The sequence below is a fragment of the Neptunomonas phycophila genome, from assembly GCF_001922575.1.
In the GTDB taxonomy this organism is placed as follows: domain Bacteria; phylum Pseudomonadota; class Gammaproteobacteria; order Pseudomonadales; family Balneatricaceae; genus Neptunomonas; species Neptunomonas phycophila.
The window spans coordinates 1,253,126-1,273,742 of record NZ_MRCI01000001.1 but is presented as its reverse complement, the minus strand read 5'-3'; the positions used below and the strand labels follow the sequence as shown (position 1 = coordinate 1,273,742).

20 protein-coding genes and 2 tRNA genes are annotated in these 20,617 nt (G+C 44.8%); 8 read left to right on the top strand and 14 right to left on the bottom strand.

Features of this window, described 5'->3' with window-relative positions; genetic code table 11:
* Positions 1 to 31: 31 nt before the first annotated feature.
* The 10 genes from BS617_RS05765 to BS617_RS05720 form a co-directional block, all read right to left on the bottom strand.
* Positions 32 to 418 (bottom strand): hypothetical protein, encoded by a 387-nt coding sequence (locus tag BS617_RS05765; RefSeq protein ID WP_075171918.1) that lies wholly within the window; start codon positions 416 to 418, stop codon positions 32 to 34.
* A gap of 62 nt (positions 419 to 480) precedes the next feature.
* Complete coding sequence (pepN, locus tag BS617_RS05760) at positions 481 to 3,111, bottom strand: aminopeptidase N (RefSeq protein ID WP_075171917.1); 2,631 nt, start codon at positions 3,109 to 3,111, stop codon at positions 481 to 483.
* A 12-nt stretch (positions 3,112 to 3,123) separates the two neighbouring features.
* Positions 3,124 to 3,954: a DUF2797 domain-containing protein gene (locus BS617_RS05755; protein ID WP_075171916.1), complete on the bottom strand. Its 831-nt coding sequence runs from the start codon at positions 3,952 to 3,954 to the stop codon at positions 3,124 to 3,126.
* A gap of 10 nt (positions 3,955 to 3,964) precedes the next feature.
* Entirely contained in the window at positions 3,965 to 4,228 is a 264-nt protein-coding gene (locus BS617_RS05750; RefSeq protein ID WP_075171915.1) for a YeaC family protein, read from the bottom strand.
* A 100-nt stretch (positions 4,229 to 4,328) separates the two neighbouring features.
* Entirely contained in the window at positions 4,329 to 5,171 is an 843-nt protein-coding gene (locus BS617_RS05745; protein WP_075171914.1) for a rhomboid family intramembrane serine protease, read from the bottom strand.
* A gap of 22 nt (positions 5,172 to 5,193) precedes the next feature.
* Positions 5,194 to 6,171 (bottom strand): metallophosphoesterase, encoded by a 978-nt coding sequence (locus BS617_RS05740; protein ID WP_075171913.1) that lies wholly within the window; start codon positions 6,169 to 6,171, stop codon positions 5,194 to 5,196.
* 1 nt (position 6,172) lies between these two features.
* Positions 6,173 to 7,054, bottom strand: coding sequence for an NAD(+) kinase (locus BS617_RS05735; RefSeq protein ID WP_075171912.1), 882 nt, complete (start codon positions 7,052 to 7,054; stop codon positions 6,173 to 6,175).
* Positions 7,055 to 7,124: 70 nt separating this feature from the next.
* Positions 7,125 to 8,081 (bottom strand): 1-aminocyclopropane-1-carboxylate deaminase/D-cysteine desulfhydrase, encoded by a 957-nt coding sequence (locus BS617_RS05730; protein ID WP_083609944.1) that lies wholly within the window; start codon positions 8,079 to 8,081, stop codon positions 7,125 to 7,127.
* Positions 8,082 to 8,192: 111 nt separating this feature from the next.
* A tRNA-Val gene (locus BS617_RS05725) sits at positions 8,193 to 8,268 on the bottom strand.
* 87 nt (positions 8,269 to 8,355) lie between these two features.
* A tRNA-Asp gene (locus BS617_RS05720) sits at positions 8,356 to 8,432 on the bottom strand.
* Positions 8,433 to 8,773: 341 nt separating this feature from the next.
* On the opposite strand from BS617_RS05720, the gene syd reads away from it, so the two are divergent.
* Positions 8,774 to 9,325 carry a SecY-interacting protein gene (gene syd / locus BS617_RS05715; protein WP_170870322.1) on the top strand — a complete coding sequence of 184 codons (552 nt, stop codon included), beginning with the start codon at positions 8,774 to 8,776 and terminating at the stop codon, positions 9,323 to 9,325.
* Positions 9,326 to 9,360: 35 nt separating this feature from the next.
* Here the strand turns inward: syd and BS617_RS05710 are convergent, their stop codons facing one another.
* Positions 9,361 to 10,023, bottom strand: coding sequence for a DNA-3-methyladenine glycosylase I (locus BS617_RS05710; RefSeq protein ID WP_075171910.1), 663 nt, complete (start codon positions 10,021 to 10,023; stop codon positions 9,361 to 9,363).
* A 228-nt stretch (positions 10,024 to 10,251) separates the two neighbouring features.
* Here BS617_RS05710 and BS617_RS05705 point away from each other — a divergent pair, with 228 nt between their 5' ends.
* The 3 genes from BS617_RS05705 (at position 10,252) to BS617_RS05695 (ending at position 13,028) form a co-directional block, all read left to right on the top strand.
* The gene (locus BS617_RS05705; protein ID WP_075171909.1) at positions 10,252 to 11,466 is read left to right on the top strand and encodes a pyridoxal phosphate-dependent aminotransferase; all 1,215 of its coding nucleotides are present in this window, start codon (positions 10,252 to 10,254) and stop codon (positions 11,464 to 11,466) included.
* Between the two features lie 167 nt (positions 11,467 to 11,633).
* The gene (locus BS617_RS05700; RefSeq protein WP_075171908.1) at positions 11,634 to 12,002 is read left to right on the top strand and encodes a hypothetical protein; all 369 of its coding nucleotides are present in this window, start codon (positions 11,634 to 11,636) and stop codon (positions 12,000 to 12,002) included.
* 198 nt (positions 12,003 to 12,200) lie between these two features.
* A complete protein-coding gene (locus BS617_RS05695) occupies positions 12,201 to 13,028 on the top strand; it encodes an HDOD domain-containing protein (RefSeq protein ID WP_075171907.1) in 828 nt (275 codons plus the stop codon).
* A gap of 93 nt (positions 13,029 to 13,121) precedes the next feature.
* On the opposite strand, the gene BS617_RS05690 is transcribed toward BS617_RS05695, so the two are convergent.
* Positions 13,122 to 13,622 carry a 3'-5' exonuclease family protein gene (locus BS617_RS05690; protein WP_083609943.1) on the bottom strand — a complete coding sequence of 167 codons (501 nt, stop codon included), beginning with the start codon at positions 13,620 to 13,622 and terminating at the stop codon, positions 13,122 to 13,124.
* Positions 13,623 to 13,946: 324 nt separating this feature from the next.
* Here BS617_RS05690 and htpX point away from each other — a divergent pair, with 324 nt between their 5' ends.
* From htpX to BS617_RS05675, 3 genes are all read left to right on the top strand, one after another.
* Positions 13,947 to 14,828, top strand: a complete 882-nt coding sequence (htpX, locus tag BS617_RS05685) for a protease HtpX (RefSeq protein WP_075171906.1) — start codon at positions 13,947 to 13,949, stop codon at positions 14,826 to 14,828.
* Between the two features lie 368 nt (positions 14,829 to 15,196).
* Positions 15,197 to 16,171, top strand: a complete 975-nt coding sequence (locus BS617_RS05680) for a DUF1852 domain-containing protein (protein ID WP_075171905.1) — start codon at positions 15,197 to 15,199, stop codon at positions 16,169 to 16,171.
* A gap of 82 nt (positions 16,172 to 16,253) precedes the next feature.
* A complete protein-coding gene (locus BS617_RS05675) occupies positions 16,254 to 17,282 on the top strand; it encodes a methionine synthase (RefSeq protein WP_075171904.1) in 1,029 nt (342 codons plus the stop codon).
* Between the two features lie 96 nt (positions 17,283 to 17,378).
* Here BS617_RS05675 and BS617_RS05670 read toward each other — a convergent pair whose 3' ends face one another.
* Entirely contained in the window at positions 17,379 to 18,257 is an 879-nt protein-coding gene (locus tag BS617_RS05670; RefSeq protein WP_075171903.1) for a LysR family transcriptional regulator, read from the bottom strand.
* Positions 18,258 to 18,358: 101 nt separating this feature from the next.
* Between BS617_RS05670 and BS617_RS05665 the strand changes: the two genes are divergently transcribed.
* A complete protein-coding gene (locus BS617_RS05665) occupies positions 18,359 to 19,123 on the top strand; it encodes an SDR family NAD(P)-dependent oxidoreductase (protein WP_075171902.1) in 765 nt (254 codons plus the stop codon).
* 78 nt (positions 19,124 to 19,201) lie between these two features.
* On the opposite strand, the gene gorA is transcribed toward BS617_RS05665, so the two are convergent.
* Positions 19,202 to 20,560: a glutathione-disulfide reductase gene (gorA, locus tag BS617_RS05660; protein ID WP_075171901.1), complete on the bottom strand. Its 1,359-nt coding sequence runs from the start codon at positions 20,558 to 20,560 to the stop codon at positions 19,202 to 19,204.
* Between the last annotated feature and the right edge of the window lie 57 nt (positions 20,561 to 20,617).

Sequence of the window (20,617 nt, the reverse complement as noted above, 5' to 3'; positions counted from 1 at the left end):
TAGTTACCCACATACATCAGAAGAGATCGGCTTATTGATATAATGCGTCATCAAATGGATCTAACGGTGTATCTAACATTTGGTCATCGCGAAAGTACAATACACGACCTTCAAAACGTAGACCTTTAGAAGCAAACCAACGCTCGGTGTCTTCACGCCCTTCTTGTGCACTACCAACTTTCATGGATGCACTCATCACACGATAAAAGTAAAGACCAAACAATGCGGCCGAGGCACCCATGAAAAAATCTGACGCCAATGCAAATAGCAGAGCTATGAGAGCCGCGATCCAAACACGGCTGGCACGCGCGGTTTTTGCCGCCTCGTTTGCTTCCTCGTATTGATCTTGAAATTTCAAATAACGACGAAAGTTTTGCTGTAGGTTAAATTTATCGTTAGACGATAATTTGCGATCCATTACTACACCTTTAGTATTTAACGATTAATCCCAAGTATGAGAGTAGCACAAGCTAGCGCTCATCAAACCAAACTTTTACTAACAACTTCATAGACATCAGTCGACAAGCTACCGCTGTCCATGATGCGTTGCAACTCATTCTTCATTAGCGCCTGACGCTGCTCACTGTATCGCTTCCAGCGTGTTAACGGTGTTACAAGCCGCGAAGCTATTTGCGGGTTAAGTGCATTAAGCTCAATAATACGGTCAGCCAAGAAAGCATACCCCGATCCATCCAGCTGGTGGAAGTTAACTGGGTTTTGCATAGCGAAAGCCGAAATAAGCGCCCTAACTTTATTAGGGTTGCGCATCGTAAATGCTGGGTGATCCATTAGCGCAAGCACTTTATTGAGCGTCCCCAATTTTGGGTCACTCGCTTGCACAGACAACCACTGATTAACAACTAACGACTCTTCTGACCAGCGTTCATAAAATATCGCAAGCACCTCGCTAGCGGCCATTTCATCATTTGAATGCACTAACAAGCCTAGAGCTGCCTGGCTGTCAGTCATGTTATCGGCATTATCAAACTGCGTACGCGCTAACGATAAGTGCTGCGGCTTCTCAGTTTCTACCAAGTAAGCAAGGCTCAAATTACGCAACGCTCGCTTTGCAATGCTATCAGCGTCTGGTGAATAGGGCTCGCTGGAGCTGCAACGCTCGTAAGCAGCGATGAACTCAGCTTCAAGCGCATTGGCAATATGTTGGCGCGCGAAAGTTCTTGCGGCATGAATCGCATCGACATCAATTTCATCCACTAATTCGGACAAATATGCTTCGCTAGGCAACGTCAAAATTTTAGCCACCATAGCAGGGTCAAGCGTTTCATCCAGCAGCACGCTTCTGTAGGCCTCGCTCAATCGTGCATCAAATGCCAGTGGCTCGCCCTGTTGATAAGCCGCGGTAAGCGACTGCAGCACATCAACACCCAGCTTTTGAGATGCTTCCCAGCGGTTGAAGCCATCACTATCGTGCTGCATTAAGAAAACTAGTTCATCCCTAGAATAAGGGTAACGCAGCTTCACCGGCGCCGAAAAACCGCGCAACAAGGAAGGCACCGGCTTATCGCCATGAATACCTGTAAACTCAAAAAGCTGCTCTGCTTCTGTTAACTCTAAAACCTGAGTTGTCTGACCATTCGTTAAGGGCAGATCTGCACCTTGATCATCAATCAGGCCGACAGCAACCGGTAAGTGGAAGGGTAGCTTTTCATTCTGCCCCGGTGTAGCCGGACATGATTGCTGGATGATCAGCGTATAAACACCAGCGGCGGGATCGTACTCATCACTAACGGTTAGCTCTGGTGTCCCTGCCTGCTCATACCAGCGTTTGAACTGTGTAAAGTCACGACCTGATGCATCAGACATGGCGGCAACAAAATCATCGGTTGTTACGGCTTGTCCATCATGACGATCAAAATACAGATCACTCCCCTTGCGGAATAAATCCGGCCCGAGCAATGTATGGATCATACGCACAACTTCGGCGCCTTTCTCATAGATCGTCATCGTGTAGAAGTTTGATATTTCAATAAAGGAGGATGGGCGAATAGGATGCGCCATCGGGCCAGCATCTTCTGCAAACTGGGCCGTTCTTAATACAGAAACGTCTTCGATACGCTTTACGGTGCGGGAGTTAAAGTCGGCACTAAACTCAGAGTCACGAAAGACGGTAAAGCCTTCCTTCAGACTCAGTTGGAACCAGTCTCGGCATGTTACTCGATTACCCGACCAGTTATGAAAATACTCATGCGCTACAACCCCTTCAACTCGCTGAAAGCCAAGATCTGTAGTCGTCTGCGGGCTGGCTAATACACAGGAGGTGTTAAAGATGTTTAACCCTTTATTCTCCATAGCCCCCATATTGAAGAAGTCGACAGCCACGATCATAAAAATATCAAGATCATATTCCCGACCATAGACCTCTTCATCCCAACGCATCGAATTTTTCAACGATGTCATGGCATGATCGAGCTTATTTAAATCTTTTTTATCCGCAAAAATCTGTAAAGCTACTTTACGGCCACTCATGGTCGTATAGCTATCTTCAACATGCGATAAATCTCCAGCCACCAGCGCAAATAAATAGGCAGGCTTACGGAATGGATCTTCCCACGTCACCCAGTGACGACCACCCTCAGAGTCCCCGCTATCGATAGCGTTACCATTCGAAAGCAAGACTGGGCACGTTGTTTTATCTGCTTCAATGGTGGTGGTGAATACCGACATAACATCAGGGCGATCAAGGTAGAAGGTAATGCGGCGAAAGCCTTCAGCCTCACATTGAGTGCAATAGAAACCATCCGAACGATACAAGCCTTCTAACGCCGTATTTTCCTGCGGATTAATTTCTGTAACTGTTTCTAAAACAAAACTGTCGGGGACATCATGTATGGTTAAACCATCATCAGTGCGGCTGTAATCTTTATCACTCAACACCTGGTCATTAATTGCAACTCGATGCAAAACCAATGATTTATCGCCATCCAAAAACAACGCACGCTGTTGTGAGTGGCTCTCGGGGTTTTTTCTCATGGTCAAGCGAGCTTTAACTAATGTTTTAGTTGCTTCAAGCTCAAATCGTAAATCAGTTTGGTCAATTAAAAACGCTGGTACCTGATAATCCTTTAAATAGATGACTTGCGGTTGAGACATTGACTTTAACCCCTACTCTGAACTCAGCTCAATTTGATAAGCCGTGTATTTACGCATATTAATAACACCGGTATCTAAAATGAGATACTGCCCTTTGATGCCTAGCAGCACCCCTTCAACTTCCGGTGTTTTATCTAAATTATGTGTGACTACCTTAGTCGGATATTCAATAACGGGATAGTTAATATTAATCGCCTCACCGTTATCGATGGCTTGTAACGCCTGAACGCCATGTTGCTCAAGCAAACCTTCAATACCTTGAGCACATTTCGCCATTAGCTCGTCCCGTACCACCGCTAGATCAAGCTCATCTACTTGCCCTTTAAGCATTGCACGCCAATTGGTTTTATCTGCTACGTACTCACCTAACAAGCGTTCGATTAAACCAGATTGTAAGCGAGTTTGTACCCGAAAAATCGGCAAAGCCTGTACGGCTCCTTGGTCAATCCAGCGGGTAGGTACTTGAGTACCACGCGTTATACCAACTTTCGCTCCTGAAGAGTTTGCTAAATAAACAATGTGGGGTGTAAAGCAGTTCGCCTCACCCCATGCAGCATCACGACATGTGCCTTCCTGAAAGTGGCACTTTTCAGGACTCATAATACAGGTGTCGCATTGCGGTAACTTTTTAAAACAAGGGTAACAGTACCCCTGACTAAAGCTTTTATTAGTTTTTCGACCGCAATGCGTGCAATTGATGGCACCCAAATAGCGGATATGAATTTTTTTAGACAGCAACGGGTTCATTGCAACTTCGCTATCACCCAGGGGCAAACGGTATTCGACCGGCTCCGCTAGGGTTGTTTTCATTTTACTAACAGAACCTGAACCTAATAACTGCATTAAAACTCGCTTAGTGGGTAAGAATTTTTAAAATTTCAGGCTCGAGCGGATCCGAACCGTGTTGTTTTCCGTCTTGTCGTGTACGGTCGATAAAGCCAATATGCTCTTCTTTTGGCAAATTTGTCTGGTCATATGCGATAACCGCACGCATACAAATAGCTTGCTGCTCATCTGTTAAACGCTGACCATTTGGCCATTTACCCAGCTCAATTGCTTGCTTTAAAGACGCATGCATCTGAGGCGTCATTTTTGAAATCAGCTCTTCGTAAGTCATTTTATACTCCTCAACATACGCCTATCTTAACAGATAATAAGCGAGGTTCTGCTTTCGAAATACGGACTATTATTCCTTAAAGCCCCGCCTGTGAACGAGTTTACTTGGCAACACGAAACAATGCTTTAACCAAAGGAACAGCAAGCAGACCTGCTACAAGTCCTGCCAAATGCGCTGTATTAGCAATAGACCCGAATCCAAGCGACTCTAAAAGTCCGGTATAACCTAGCGCCAACCATACCACCATAAAAACCATCAATGCAGGTGGAAAACCAAACAGCGGGCGATCAGACATCTTATCCCAGAACCATGTATAAGCAAGAACCGCATATACAACCCCTGACAGCCCCCCAAACATAGGCCCTGAAATTAAAAATTGACCTATGTTAGATGTAATCGCAGCCCAAACGACAACCCACAGATAAACCTTTGCACCTTGAATTTGCTCTATTTTTCGACCTACAACCCAAATCCAAAGCGAGTTAAAAACAATATGCTGTAAACTAAAATGCATAAAAATAGGAGTAATAAAACGCCACCATTCAAAGGATGTAACCGTCTCAAGCAAATGCGTGTAAATTAAACTACGACCTGTGAGCTGAAAATCAGTGATTGTCAGCCAATGCATTACCGAATAGTTTTCACCAAAACCAAACAAAAAGGTGACAATCCCACTCATTATCAACAAAACAAATGTCATTGGAGACTGTGATGGACTCAACCTTTTATGAACAGGCTTCCTCACCCGAATAGTAGTCAAATCCTCGCCCTGCTCCCATTGTTCATAAATATATTGAATTTGATCAGTGGGAATATGAGCCGGCACCCAAAGAGACTGACTAGTCTCATCTTCAGTAATCCGGTGCGGTATCTCTTTCTGCCACAGAAACTCAGCAAAGCCAGAGAGATCTTTAGACAAAGGCACATCAAAAACTTTAATCATTTAGCTCTTCTTGAATAAAATGCTATTTGGTCTTGGTTAACACTTCGGTGCGAACATCTACCCATACAAACTTATCGGCACTGAGTGTTTTTTCATAATCGTATCGGTAGGCAACAAGCTTGCCATATTTAACAGCACTGTAATCAATACAGGCGATATTGTTAGTGAGCGGAAGAGGGTCGCCTTCACACCAATAATGACCAATAAATAAAGGTTTCTCGGTTGATGCATAATGATATAAATCTTGGCGATTACGATCGGTAAGAGGCATTCGCGCTACATGCTCAGGTAACGGATCAGGCTGAAATACCACATCACTGTAGCGTTGAGGATTATTTGCCCAGAACTTCGTCCTAAAATAGCGCCGCTTAAATCCATCCCGACTCACCATGACCTCGCCATTGGGCAACTTAAGGTGAGTTCCGCGTAACAAGCGATCCATTAAGACCCACTCAAAAGTGTCTGGTTCCGCAGATCGGTATAGGAAAGCGTCATCGATTTGATTCCCTCCCATCATTCCTTTGAACTCATCAATCAGCTCTTGATGCCAGCAGGCATGGATAACCCTAAAGGTTTCCATCTCTAAAAAAAGCGGCATAGCCTTTATCCAGGCCATAAAATCCGCTTTGTCCGCTGGATAAGGGTCAAGTTGTTGCAGCGATTCCTGCAAAATACGTCGATGCCGAGGATTATGTTCGCGCAGAAAAGTGCCTGAACCATCAGGCTTAGGCGTACAGTAGCACAGCAAATTATATTCATGATTGCCCATAACAATTTGGGCATGACCCGCATCCACCATATCCTTCACGATATAAAGCGCTTCTCGGATATGAGGTCCACGGTCGACAATATCGCCGATAAAGATTACTTGGCGCTTAGGATGACAATACACGCCATCCTTTTTACTGTAGCCCAAACGAGCCAACAGCATGCGAAGGCTCAAACCACAGCCATGCACATCACCTATTAGATCGTATCCTTCATATCGGCGTGCTGTCATGCTAATTACCCCACTTAGTACCCCAACCTAACTTTTCACGGCAGGTTCGGTAAAAGTCGTAATCCAGCGGGTGCAACAGTTTCAGTTTATGCGGTTTTTTGTGGATAGTAATAACATCGCCCGGCGCAAGGCTTATACTAATTTGGCCATCACACGATACGGTAGGGTAAGTTTCGTTCTCTTCACTTATAACCAGCTTCAGCTCGCTGTTACCGTCAACAACAATGGGTCTACTTGATAAGGTATGTGGAAACATAGGAACAAGTACGAGCGCATCCAGCTTAGGATGCATGATTGGGCCACCACCCGATAACGCATAGGCCGTGGAGCCTGTCGGCGTTGAGACAATCAGACCATCTGATTTTTGCGTATAAACAAATTGACCTTCAATGTATAGCTCAAACTGGATCATACGCGTTGCTTTACCCGGGTGAAGCACGCAGTCATTTAACGCGGTTCCCTCGCCTATAGGCTCGCCGGCGCGCTTAACAATCATATCTAATAAAAAGCGAGTCTCTACCGTGTACTTACCTTCTAGCACCTCGGCTACTTTTTCTTCAATTTCATTAGGTGATATATCGGTTAGGAACCCTAAGTTTCCTCGGTTAACCCCTAAAACAGGGACATGGCATTGCGCTAACGAACGCGCAGCGCCCAACAAGCTGCCGTCCCCTCCCACCACAATAACAAGATCACATATTTCACCCATCATTTTTTGCTTGCATACTTGCTGACCATGGCCGGGCATTAAATCAGCGATGCGCTCATCAAGAATGACATGCAAGTCACGATCTTGAAGAAACCGTATAAGATGCCTCATGGTGTCGATGACGGGCTTACTGCCTAAGCGGCCAATCAAGCCGATATTTCGAAAGTGGTCCATTTATACGCCTATTCTCTTGATATACCTACCTACTCACATGATCCTAGTGTTCACAAAAGATTTCAAGCACTTACGTGATTGATCTGCGCCCCTGCAAACCGCCCGTATGTACAAGCGCAATACGAGAACCCTCGGGGTAGTCGTCATTTTCAACCTTTTCCATAAAGCGCCTAAACAGCTTGGCGGTATAAACCGGATCGAGGAACAACGAAAAATCGTCCTCCAGCTGTTTCATAACCGCTATATGCTCTGCATTCATTTTTCCGTAACCACCATAGTGGCCGAACAGATCCAACTCCCACTTCGATGCCGTTTGCTCATGACCTGAGGCTAATAGCAACGCGCTAACATCATCATGCAAAAAACCAGCCCCTTTTAACACAGGAATGCCCTGCACAACCGTTTTGGCCGCCGTACTAACCAAGCCAGCTAAAGTACCTCCGGTACCACACGCGCACACTACATAATCCAAAGCGGGTTCAACGGTATTAATTTGCTGCATTAACTCGCCTACCCCCTTTACCGCTAACGCACTACTCCCACCTTCAGGCAATATAAAACCATCACCTACTAATGATGGAAGCGCATTGAGCCAAGCGGGTTCTGCACGCAGCCGGTAAGTTTCTCTATTGACAAAATGCAAGCGCATCCCCCACGCCTTCGCGTCAATTAGCATGGGATTATCAACGGGCTCCCCCCTCACCACTCCAACTGAATGCAAACCTAAACAATGGCAAGCATAAGCCAGTGCATGTAAATGATTAGAATACGCACCGCCAAAACTAATAATACAGCTAGCCCCCTGCTCGATAGCAGCTTTTAAGTTGTACTTTAACTTAAACCACTTGTTACCACTGATTTGTGGATGCACCTGATCAACACGCACAACACAAACGCTAAGCCGCTTTTTTAAAAACAAAGCATGCTCCAATCTTTCCACATTCAATGGTAGATCGGTTTCTTCATATAAACGGCGGTAAGCATCGAGCGGCTCGCTCGGCAAAACATTAAAAGTAGGATTTGTCATAGCACGCAACTGAAAAACAAATAAAACACCTGAACATAGGCATTAATTGACAATAAGGGAAGCTATTTAACAATACAGAGAAAATAATAGATAAGATTTGGTAACGCATTATGGTGGGCGTGGAGAGGTTCGAACTCCCGACATTCGCCTTGTAAGGGCGACGCTCTCCCAGCTGAGCTACACGCCCGCTAACAAGTGCCTTTTGTTTAGACTGAACCAACAAGCATTTAGCTGACTCAGTTACCGCTTACCAGAACATTGCTGTTTTAGTAAGTGGCGGAATGGACGGGACTCGAACCCGCGACCCCCTGCGTGACAGGCAGGTATTCTAACCAACTGAACTACCACTCCGTTTTTCGTTTTGGGACACGTCCCTGAACGAGGTGCGCATTTTAAATACTTTCGTAACGATGTCAAACATTTGCGCTAAATATTTTGCATTTTTTAACTATCGATTAACAACTTCCTATTTAATAACCAAAGCTGCTGAAACTTTGATCAGATAGCGACTAAAAATAAAAATAGAGCTAAATCAAACAGCTGTTCTCTGCGCATTCCAAAACCCTTAACCTCGCTTACAGCCAAACCCTGCTAATCGTACAAACTTTAATATTTGTAGTATGTGCGTTGGCTCGTTAGAGTGGCCTAGCATCACGAACAACGATAATTTCAAGATTTAGGATATGGTAGGCATGACGGTTTCCAATACCCAACAGCAACTGGATCGCATAATGACGCTTTGGCTTGCACACCACAAAGACAACCTCCCAACAGTTCGTTACGACACTGCATGGCCATCACCTTGCTACGTAAACCAAAGCGCTACACAAGACAGTGAAACCCGCTGGCAGCCCGCACGACAAACAGAGCCAACCGATATGTTTGAACGTTTATCCGCTGCTTTGGAAGTGGACATACACCCAACCATCGTTGATCTATATACGCGCTACTGGTCAGATCCTCTTGCTTTGAAGGCTCCAGACGGAAGCCTTTCCCTCTTGCAAGTGTGGAACACGGACGACTTAGAACGCTTACGCGCCAATCTTATAGGTCATGCCATGGCTAAGGCTCAACAAAAACGCACGCTATCTCTATTTTTTGCGCTAACCGAACCCGATGACGGCATGTTGACTGTCAATAATGATGACGGCACGGTATGGCTTGAATATCCGGGCAAAAAACCAGTCAGACAAATCGCCGAAAGCCTTCCTGAGTTTTTAGGGACATTAACACCAGCTACCTAAAGCACTTGATCACAGCAATCAGCATAGCCGCACTGCTATCCAACAGTGAAAGAAAGCATGCGGCTAATATGGCACATAGGCCGGCCTGATTCCTGATGCCATTGATTAAACGCTTGCTGCACAATCAGTAAATCGCGTTTGGCTGTCGGTTTGCGATCCACGATACCTTGCGCTTTTAATGCTCCAACAACATCATCTGTTAGTACAAATGTGTCTTTACCTGCCATTCGCAAAAAATACGGGCCCGAATTACCACCTAATTGCTTGCCCTCTTTTTTGAGCACATCCCACAGGCCGACAATGTTTTCGACCGGCCAGTTCGCTAACCACTGAGCAAAGCTGCCGTGTTTTTCAGCCATTTCACAGATAAAAAAAGCATTAGCACGAGCGGCTTTTACTTTTCCCCAATGACGAATGATTTGATCATTCTGCATAAGCCCTTCTAATTGTTCATCACTCATCAACGCCACTTTTTCGGGATCAAAGCCCCAAAATGCTTTTTCAAAGGCCGGCCATTTCGCATCTACAACAGAGTGCTTCAAGCCCGCCCTGAAAATGCGCCTAGACATTAATGAAAAAAGTAGACTATCCGGTACTTGCGATAATTCGGCATCCGGCAGAAAATCAGGCATCAATGAGTCGAGCGCCTTTCCTTTTTGATGCAACGCATGCTCGTAAAGCCAAAGGTAAGATTTCAAAATGACTCCTTAATTAGAAAAAAGTCATTAAGGCGACTTTATTCGGATAATCTATAGACCCCTTTTGCACTTATTTAGTGCCAAGAAATCACACATAAGTCTATGATCCTAGCGTTTTTATGGTGTTCTTTTCAAATACGAAAAAGCGTATGATGTTTAACCTTTTTACAATTTCTACTTCGCCCGCCTGTATAAAGATGGAAATAGTGGGCTCAGGGAACTAACACAATGTCTGTTATCCGCAAATCAAACAAACTAATCAATGTCTGTTATGACATCCGAGGTCCAGTACTTCAGGAATCCAAGCGACTCGAAGAGGAAGGTAATCGCATCCTCAAACTTAACATTGGCAACCCTGCCCCATGGGGATTTGAAGCGCCAGAAGAGATCGTTCAGGATGTGATTCGCAACCTTCCCGCCTCACAAGGCTATTGCGACTCTAAAGGTTTGTTTGCCGCGCGCAAAGCCATAATGCAAGAGACGCAGCGTTGTAACATCCCTAATGTAACCGTTGAAGACATCTACATTGGGAACGGCGTATCTGAGCTTATTGTGATGGCTATGCAAGGCCTTTTAAACGATACCGACGAAATGCTAATCCCTGCTCCGGACTATCCGTTATGGACGGCTGCCGTCAGTTTGGCGGGCGGCACACCTGTTCACTATGTTTGTGATGAATCAGCCGATTGGGCGCCGGACATAGAAGACATGCGCCGCAAAATCACACCCCATACAAAAGGGATTGTGGTTATTAACCCTAATAACCCAACTGGTGCGGTGTACCCAAAAGCAGTATTAGAGCAGATTATTGAGTTAGCCCGCGAACACAACTTAATTATATTTGCTGATGAAATTTACGATAAAATTCTGTACGACGAAGCACAACATATCTCGCTTGCCTCTCTAGCTGACGATGTATTATTTTTAACCTTCAACGGCCTATCTAAAACTTATCGTGCTGCCGGTTTCCGAGCAGGCTGGGTGATTGTTAGCGGACCAAAGCATCGCGCCAAAGATTACATCGAGGGGCTCGACATGCTGAGCAACATGCGCCTATGCGCCAATGTACCAGCTCAACACGCTATACAAACAGCACTAGGCGGTTACCAGAGCATCAAAGAGCTGATCGTTCCTGAAGGTCGCTTATACGAGCAGCGCACCAAGGCGTGGGAAATGCTAAATGCTATACCTGGCGTATCCTGCGTAAAGCCCAAAGGCGCTCTTTATTTGTTCCCTCGTCTCGACCCGGATGTCTACCCTATTAAAAATGACGAGAAGTTTGCGCTTGACTTGCTTCTTCAGCAAAAAGTACTCGTAGTGCAAGGCAGCGGCTTTAACATGCCTGATACTCAGCACTTTCGAATTGTTTTCCTTCCACGACAAGACGACTTGGAAGACGCTGTTAATAGGATTGCCACCTTCTTAAAGACCTATGAACAATAAATAGCAACATTGCTGTGCTACACATATTAAGCGGCGTGAATAATGTCGCTTTTATATTGCCTGCTCGCAAGACTTTTCGTTATTGTTAAGGGAGATGTTAGTTAGCCACATCAACCAACATATAATAAGTCCAGAGGCGCTCCACACACTATAAGGATGGGATCAGTATGTTTATTAAAATTAAAAAAAATTGCGGTATTTATATGGAACACAACGGTCTAGATAGGCAGCACCTAGTTCCGGTGACCTCAAATTTTTTGCTCAACTTAAACCATGCTGCCGAAGTTTCTTTTTACACCATTAAAGAAACTAAAAAGCGCTACGACCTAGAAGATCACGAATTTACCCTTCCGCCTTTCACTCGCGTTATTCACCTTCAGATGTCTTACGCCTACGCCAACTTAAAAGAAAATATCAAAGGCAACAAAGGCCAGCTAAAAGAACGTTGCTACTATAAGCTCTTCTTCTTGCCTGAAGAAATGGGCCAATATGGTGAGCTACGCGAAAAAATTGAATCATATGTGCTAAACCTATAAATAACGCCGCTACACCCAAAAGATACCGTTCCTTAAATTAGGCTCTTCGGAGCCTTTTTTACATAATGCCAAGCTCATATCCTTGCTCATAGTTCTTGCCGCACGCACTCTGAACGGCTATCAAATAACGGCAACAATATTGCTAAATCTCAATCCTGCTCTACGCTTGATATAGTCATTCCTCGGCGGAGAGAGAGCATGGAAATTAAAGAGCTACTAAACCAAACCAATAAACTGCCTAACGTACCCGAAGTGGTTCGTGAACTGATTCAAGCACTGAACAACCCAAACGTTGACTACGACCAGATTGCTCAAAAAGTCAGTGAAGACCAAACCTTATCTTTAAAAATTCTCCGCTTAGTTAATTCTGCTCATTTTGGTCTATCCAGAAAAGTGTCTTCCATTGATGAAGCAACCGTTATGCTTGGTATGGGGCAACTTAAAACCCTTGTCATTGCATCCGGCTTCGCTGGCTCTGTTAAAGACGTCGATGGCATTGATATTAAATCTTTCTGGGCAGAGTCGTTCCGTGTTGCGACTTTAGCGCGATGGTTTGCAGACCACACAAAACAAGTGGAGTCTGACATCGCCTTTACGACAGGTATTATCCATAATATTGGGCGATTATTATTGCACTTGGCCCAGCCCAACCGTGCTAAAGCTATCCAAACACTGATTGATGAGCAAAAAGTCAGCCGCACAAAAGCTGAACTCGAACGTCTAGGCTTTACATCACAGGATGCCGGGCAAGCATTACTTGATATGTGGAAATTTCCACCCGATTTAGGCATTGCTGTAAAAAACTACAAAGCTCCTCTTGTGAGTGAGTCCCCTCAGCCTCTTAGCGCAGTTCTACACTTGGCAAGCTACATGAACGACTGCATCAGAGAATCCAGAAACCTAGAAGACGTCCAAGAGCATTTTCCACGCGACATAGCTGCTCTGGCTGGCATAAACTCAGACATTATTGACTCATTAGCTGACGCCATGAAACTTGAGTCAGGTTTAGATGGTTTAGCCGCTTAGCTGCGTCATACATAACGCGTAAAAAGCAATGGATACAAAAAAAGGAGCGTAAGGCTCCTTTAGGTAAAATAATGCAGATCTACATTAGCGCTCTTAAAGCAAACAGCTTTTAAGGCCTAACAGCAGATCATCAACATCGGACATTGCCCGGTGCTCACGAGATGACTCTTTAGATGCTCGCTGATACTTGTCTAATTGCTCAACCGACAACAACGACTCAATACCATCTAGCTGAAACTTCGGCTTAATCATCGCGGCGTCAAAGAGACGACGCATCCAAAAGTAATCAAACTCAAATGCATCACTATAGACTGTGCAGCCGGCTAATTGAGTATTTAAACGCGCACAAGCCACTCTCACATCAATGCCTTGGTTTAATAGATCCTGATAGGCTATGCCATGAACCTGAGCTGCTGACTCATCCCAATCATTCCAGTTATAACCCGTTTCTGGATTAATCAGAAAGCAATCAAAGGATGTTTCATCAAAACGTTTCCATGCAATTTCTATTGGATATGAACGACTTCCTAAGCCACTTGCCTCAATATCCAAGCAAATAATAGACTCCGGCGGGACTACTTTTTTGTGTCTCACTAATTCTGTACCTAACCTAATGCAGCCTCACAAAACGGTTATTATGTGGCTTACTCGTACTTCTACAAGCAGTAAACTTACTACTTCACCTTTACTGATTGATGACCGATTCAGCAGCACAAGGTACAACTGAGCAATGACTTCAACGGGGAAAATTATAGCATAATATTTGCCACCGAATTAAAAACCTAGCCTTAAGCCGCTGCGGTTAACGTAAGATTAATTAACGCAATGCATTCTTGTTTAATAACTGACCAATAACTTGAAACTATTACTCTGAGCCCACATCTAAGGCACATAACTCACAGTTAGGAAGCACAACCTATGCGCATTATCCTTTTTCTTTTAACCAACCTAGCCGTAATAGCGGTTGCTAGTGTTACCCTCAGCCTATTAGGCGTTGGTAGCTACCTTGATCAGAATGGACTCAACTTAAGCAGTCTGCTTATATTCTGTGCTGTGTTTGGCTTTGTCGGATCATTTATATCCCTGTTCTTGTCTAAAACCATGGCCAAAATGTCCACGGGCACCCAAATCATTAAAAAAGCCTCAACCCCACAAGAGCAATGGTTACTGGATACCGTGGCTGAATTGGCTGACAAAGCGGGCATCGGCATGCCCGATGTCGGTATTTTTAATGCACAACAAGCTAACGCTTTTGCTACTGGATGGAACAAAAACAGTGCCCTAGTAGCCGTCAGTACTGGGTTACTCCAACGTTTCCGCCCAGAAGAAGCCAGAGCCGTTATGGCTCATGAAATCGGTCACGTTGCTAATGGTGACATGGTTACGCTGACATTAATTCAAGGCGTGGTAAACACTTTTGTCATGTTCTTTGCACGAATTGTAGGCTACTTTGTTGACTCATTACTTCGCCGCGGTGATAACCAAGGTGGGGTAGGATTCGGTTTCTACATAGCAACCTTTGTGGCAGAAATTGTGTTTGGTCTGGTTGCATCTATGATTGTTGCTTGGTTTTCACGCCGTCGTGAGTTCAGGGCAGACGAAGCCGGCGCAGACTTCGCCAGCAAACAAGGGATGATAGGCGCTTTACAGCGCTTGAAAGCTGAATATGAGATTCCTGACCAACTTCCATCACAGCTTAACGCCTTTGGTATCAATGGTCATTTTAAAACAGGCCTAGCTGAACTGATGTCCAGCCACCCTCCCCTAGATGATCGAATCGCCGCCCTGCAAGCCAGATAGCAACCCGCGCTAGAGCAAGTAGCCCCACACAAAGGCTACTTGCTCAAACTGATCCATACATCCCCCTCTCCCCAGTAGTCACTTCACAAATCGAACAACCAACAACCAACAACCAACAACCAACAACCAACAACATGAATTAAAATCAATTTTAATTAAATTTAAAACATTTTTATTCATGTTTATTAGCCTGTATAAATAAACCCTCTGTTATAGCACTTTACTAACTTCGTAGCGGTGTGTTGCTAACCATGAGCAATGGCTAACACGAAATTGGGGCTACCAAGCCAATCAGCACATAACAGAGACTGTCTCGAAAGAGCAAGGAATGAACACAAGCTATACAGCAAATTTAGGGGGCAGATATCATGTACACAGACTTTACTTTCACAATTAAAAGCACCGCTTTCGATGAGAACTACCGTCCGTCCAACAACACACGGATCACGACCAACTTTGCAAACTTGGCGAGAGGCGAGCGTCGCCAAGAAAATTTGTGCAACACCCTAAGAATGATCAACAACCGCTTTAATGCTTTAGCCCATTGGGACAACCCCAACGCGGATCGCTATTCCGTTCGTTTAGAAATAGTTTCTGTGAACATGGATATTGAAGGTAACGGCCAAACCTTCCCCACTATAGAAGTGTTGAAAACAAACATAGTTGACCATAAAACAAATGAATATATTGAAGGCATTGTAGGAAACAATTTTTCTTCATATGTCCGAGATTATGATTTTAGCGTCTTACTTCAAGATCATAATCGAGATCAACCTAAATTTAGCATCCCAGAGAACTTTGGTGATCTGCACGGAAAAATCTTCAAATATTTCGTAAATTCAGAAACTTACCAACAAAACTTTAAAAAACCACCTGTCATTTGTCTTAGCGTATCTGATAGCAAAATCTATTACCGAAACGAGAACCAACACCCCGTATTGGGTTTTGAGTATCAACCTAACGAATCATCGTTAACCGAGCAGTATTTTAAAAAAATGGGTTTGCAGGTGCGCTACTTCATGCCTCCAAACAGCGTTGCTCCATTGGCCTTCTATTTTGTTGGCGATCTACTTAACAATTACACGAATCTAGAGCTCATTAGCACTATTAGCACGATGGAAACATTCCAGAAAATTTACCGTCCCGAAATTTACAATGCGAATGCCATAGCGGGTCAATGCTACCAACCTAAGCTGAAAAATCAGGACCATTCGGTTACACAAATAATTTATGACCGCAGTGAGCGCAGCCTACTAGCCAATGAACAAGGTAAATTTGCTGAAGAGCACTTTATTAAGCCGTATAAGGCCGTGCTTGAACAATGGTCGGCCGCTTTCACTTAATTATGAATTCACCTACAAGACTCACTCGACAACAAGTCTTGATATACCCAATAACGCATTGAAATATAAGACATTAACAACCATGAAAACATTATTACCTACATCAACAGCAGGCAGCTTACCGAAACCGTCTTGGTTAGCAGAACCGGAAACATTATGGTCACCTTGGAAATTAGAAAACGACGAACTCATTACAGGCAAACAAGATGCCTTGCGCCTCTCAGTACAAGATCAACATAAAGCCGGCATCGACATCATCAGTGACGGTGAGCAAACACGCCAGCATTTTGTCACCACTTTTATAGAACACCTCAGTGGTGTTGATTTTGAAAACCGTAAGACCGTCAAGATCCGCAACCGTTATGAGGCTAGTGTACCCACAGTTGTAGGAGCGGTAACCCGAGAACAAGCGGTTTTTGTTGAGGACGCAAAATTCCTGCGCCAACAAACTAAGCAACCCATTAAATGGGCTTTACCAGGCCCGATGACCATGATTGATACGCTGTATGACAGCCACTACAAAAGCCGAGAAAAGTTAGCCTGGGAGTTCGCTAAAATTCTTAATCAAGAAGCTAAAGAGTTAGAAGCCGCGGGTGTTGACATTATCCAGTTTGATGAACCGGCATTTAATGTGTTCTTTGACGAAGTGAATGATTGGGGCGTAGCCGCTTTAGAGAGAGCAATTGAAGGCCTAAAGTGCCAGACTGCTGTGCATATCTGCTATGGCTACGGCATCAAAGCGAACACTGATTGGAAAAAAACATTAGGATCAGAATGGCGTCAGTACGAAGAAATATTCCCTAAACTTCAAACATCAAATATCGACCTTATCTCATTAGAATGCCAAAATTCTCATGTCCCAATGGATCTAATTGAACTCATTCGAGGTAAAAAAGTAATGGTGGGGGCTATTGATGTAGCCACTCATACTATCGAGACACCCGAAGAGGTCGCAGCTACCCTTCGAAAAGCGCTTAAATTTGTTGATGCTGACAAGCTTTACCCATCCACCAATTGCGGTATGGCTCCACTGCCCCATCAAGTAGCAAGAGGCAAAATGAATGCCTTAGCCGCAGGCGCAGACATACTTCGTAAAGAGCTTTTGCGCTGAAAATAGCTATATTTAACGCCGCATCTTACTTATTAAAACGAGCTATATCACTCAGGCTTAATTAACGTACTGACTCAGCTATTTTACGGGTGACACCTATCCAAACGCAGCCAACGAAAAAGAGATGAAACTGCGCATCCTAGGTGTCATTCGTTGGTCCCGATAATACAATAGCGATACGTGGCGCTCGCCTAATTGCCAATCTGGGAACAGCTCTACCAAAGTCCCCTCTTTTATAGCAGCAGCCAGTAAAATCTTAGGCTGTACAACAACCCCTAAACCAGCCAAGGCCGATGTTAGCAAAGCATGTCCACTGTTTACTTTGATTGGGCAGTTAGGCATGACCTTTACCAGCTCTTCTCCTTTAGATAGCGTCAAAACCGAACCCGCCGCAGGAGTAAAAGAAACCATGTCATGGGCCGATAAATCGACAGGGTGAGCCGGCTGACCTTTAACCGACAAATAGCAAGGTGCCGCACAAATAGCCATTGTGTAAGGCATGAGCTTGCGCGCAATAAGGCGACTATCTGGCGGGACACCGATACGAAATGCAAAATCAAACCCTTCATCCACCAGATCAACATTACGATCTGTCAGCACAATATCCAAATCCACCAGCGGAGATTCCTCTCGGTAGCGTGCCAATGCAGGCATTAATACCGTTGCCCCAAACGTTGATGGCGCCGTGACTCTTAATTTACCTAACGCCTCACTCTGCTGCGCTTCCGCTTCTAGGTCTGTTATCGCTATGCGGTCCAAAATATCTTTACACTGCTCAAAATAATTCGCACCGAAATCAGTCAAACTTTGCCGACGGGTTGTTCTGTTCAGTAGACGCGTTTTCATGCGCACTTCCAAAGCGGCTATATGCTGACCGACCATCGCTGAAGAAATGCCTAACTGCGCGGCTGCCGCACTCATCGAGCCCTTTTCTACCGTCGCAACAAACACCTGCATTGAACGAAAAAGATCCATTATAAACTACCGCTTTATAATCAATGAAGTTATAGAGGTATTATCAACAAATAATCATCAATTTACAATCGTCATTGCTATAACGAATCGAGGAAAACATCATGATGGCGTCACGCTTTGATCACAAAACAATTCTTATAACAGGTGCAGGAACGGGCATGGGGCGAGCCACTGCCTTACGCTTAGCCAGGGAAGGAGCACAACTTGTTCTCGTCGGTCGACGATTGAAACCTCTGACAGAACTGGTTACAGATATCGAACAATTAGGGGGTACGGCCATAGCATTAACTTGTGATATAACGCAAGAAACCGAAGTACAGGAAGCAGTAAGCCAAGCAGTGAATCACTTTGGAAAGCTTGACGGCGTTTTTGCCAATGCAGGTATATTAGGCGAGTTCAAACCCTTACAAGAAACTGACGTAGCTGATATCAGCGCGCTCGTCGCTACCAACCTCAAGGGCACATTTCTTACGATAAAGCATTGTTTGAGCGCTTTAGACCAAGGCGGCTCTATTCTTATCAATGCATCATGGACCGCTAACGCCGTAATGCCAGGTACGGGGGCTTATGCAGGTACCAAAGGAGCATTACTTTCGATGATGCGAACCCTAGCCGTTGAGCAAGGCCAGCACGGTATTAGGGTGAATGCGATTAACCCCGGAATCATCCTAACGCCTATGGCGGACGAAGTACTCAATACCGACCTTTCAGCCAAACTCAAAGCTCAAACGCCATTAGGGAGAAATGGCACTCCCGATGACGTGTCAGGTACTGTTGCTTGGATTTTATCTGAAGATGCCCCATTCATAACCGGACAGGAAATCACTATTGACGGAGGCTATACCATTGGCGGCATTAGACTGTAACGCTGTTTAGATGACAAATGCTTAGCTAGTATCACAAAAAACGACCCGAATAGGGTCGTTTTTAAGAGACTTACACCGCTACGATTTAACCGGCTCACGCATGGTTACAAACTCTTCAGCGGACGTTGGGTGTATACCTATGGTTGAATCAAACACCGCTTTGGTTGCACCCGCTTTGAGTGCGACAGCCATGCCTTGAATTATCTCCCCTGCATCCGCACCCGCCATATGAATTCCCAATACTTTGTCTGTCTTTTTATCAACAATCATTTTCATTAAGGTACGTTCGGGATTATCAGCTAAAGTATTTTTCATCGCCCGGAAATCGCTGCGGTAGATATCAACATCAAAACCACGTTCTCGTGCTTGCTCTTCGGTAATACCAACAGTACCGATATTCGGCTGGCAAAATACGGCCGTCGGGATTAAGTCGTAGTCCACCGCGGGATTACCTGCTTCGTAAAGATGACGGACTAAAGCCATACCTTCAGCTAAGGCTACCGGTGTTAATTGCACTTTATCCGTTACGTCACCTAACGCGTAAATTGAAGGAACGCTCGTTTGAAAGCTGTCATTAACAATGATGGCACCGTTGTTTTGCTGCTTAACCTCTACGTTTTCTAAACCTAAATCCACAACATGAGGTACTCGGCCAGTAGCATATAATACGCAATCAGCGATTTGCTCGGAGCCATCGGAGTAGTTCAGTTTGAGCTCTCCACTATCGAGTTTAGTAATTTCCTTTACGGTAATACCATAGCGGAACTCGATACCTTTTTTAGCCATTTCTTCAGCGGCAAATCGGCGTATGTCATCGTCAAAGCCACGTAAAATCATATCACCGCGGTTAACTACCGTAGCACTCGCTCCTAACCCTTGGAAAATCCCTGCAAACTCAACAGCAATATAACCGCCACCCACTACCACCGCACGCTTAGGGAACGTTTCAAGATAAAACACTTCGTTAGAACTAATAACATGTTCTTTACCCGGAAACTCGGGAATGAAAGGCCAGCCCCCTGTGGCTAATAAAATGCGTTCAGCCGTATACTGTTTACCGCCCACCTCTACCGTATGCTCATCAACTAAACGGCCCCTACCATCAATAAGATCGCAGCCAGAATTAACCAACATGTTTCTATATATACCGTTTAAGCGCTCTATCTCACTGTTTTTCCGATCACGCAGGGTAGCCCAATCAAAATTAGGCGTACCAACTGACCAACCGTAGCCAGCGGCATCGTGAAAGTCTTCGGCATATTTGGAGGCATAGACAAACAGTTTTTTGGGAACACAACCCACGTTCACGCAGGTACCGCCGAGATAGCGGTCTTCAGTGATTGCTACTTTGACCCCTTTTGCGGCGGCCATACGAGCGGTTCTAACGCCACCAGACCCTGCGCCAATAACAAACAGGTCATAATCATATGCAGACACGCGCTACTCCTTCACTTATTGATCGATAAATACATATAAAGGTACTCTAGCTCGCTT

Excerpts from the sequence above, each read along its gene's own strand:
- BS617_RS05765 (WP_075171918.1), bottom strand. The coding sequence starts at position 418 with ATGGATCGCAAATTATCGTCTAACGATAAATTTAACCTACAGCAAAAC.
- pepN (WP_075171917.1), bottom strand. The coding sequence starts at position 3,111 with ATGTCTCAACCGCAAGTCATCTATTTAAAGGATTATCAGGTACCAGCG.
- BS617_RS05755 (WP_075171916.1), bottom strand. The coding sequence starts at position 3,954 with ATGCAGTTATTAGGTTCAGGTTCTGTTAGTAAAATGAAAACAACCCTA.
- BS617_RS05750 (WP_075171915.1), bottom strand. The coding sequence starts at position 4,228 with ATGACTTACGAAGAGCTGATTTCAAAAATGACGCCTCAGATGCATGCG.
- BS617_RS05745 (WP_075171914.1), bottom strand. The coding sequence starts at position 5,171 with ATGATTAAAGTTTTTGATGTGCCTTTGTCTAAAGATCTCTCTGGCTTT.
- BS617_RS05740 (WP_075171913.1), bottom strand. The coding sequence starts at position 6,171 with ATGACAGCACGCCGATATGAAGGATACGATCTAATAGGTGATGTGCAT.
- BS617_RS05735 (WP_075171912.1), bottom strand. The coding sequence starts at position 7,054 with ATGGACCACTTTCGAAATATCGGCTTGATTGGCCGCTTAGGCAGTAAG.
- BS617_RS05730 (WP_083609944.1), bottom strand. The coding sequence starts at position 8,081 with ATGACAAATCCTACTTTTAATGTTTTGCCGAGCGAGCCGCTCGATGCT.
- syd (WP_170870322.1), top strand. The coding sequence starts at position 8,774 with ATGACGGTTTCCAATACCCAACAGCAACTGGATCGCATAATGACGCTT.
- BS617_RS05705 (WP_075171909.1), top strand. The coding sequence starts at position 10,252 with ATGTCTGTTATCCGCAAATCAAACAAACTAATCAATGTCTGTTATGAC.
- BS617_RS05700 (WP_075171908.1), top strand. The coding sequence starts at position 11,634 with ATGTTTATTAAAATTAAAAAAAATTGCGGTATTTATATGGAACACAAC.
- BS617_RS05695 (WP_075171907.1), top strand. The coding sequence starts at position 12,201 with ATGGAAATTAAAGAGCTACTAAACCAAACCAATAAACTGCCTAACGTA.
- htpX (WP_075171906.1), top strand. The coding sequence starts at position 13,947 with ATGCGCATTATCCTTTTTCTTTTAACCAACCTAGCCGTAATAGCGGTT.
- BS617_RS05680 (WP_075171905.1), top strand. The coding sequence starts at position 15,197 with ATGTACACAGACTTTACTTTCACAATTAAAAGCACCGCTTTCGATGAG.
- BS617_RS05675 (WP_075171904.1), top strand. The coding sequence starts at position 16,254 with ATGAAAACATTATTACCTACATCAACAGCAGGCAGCTTACCGAAACCG.
- BS617_RS05670 (WP_075171903.1), bottom strand. The coding sequence starts at position 18,257 with ATGGATCTTTTTCGTTCAATGCAGGTGTTTGTTGCGACGGTAGAAAAG.
- BS617_RS05665 (WP_075171902.1), top strand. The coding sequence starts at position 18,359 with ATGATGGCGTCACGCTTTGATCACAAAACAATTCTTATAACAGGTGCA.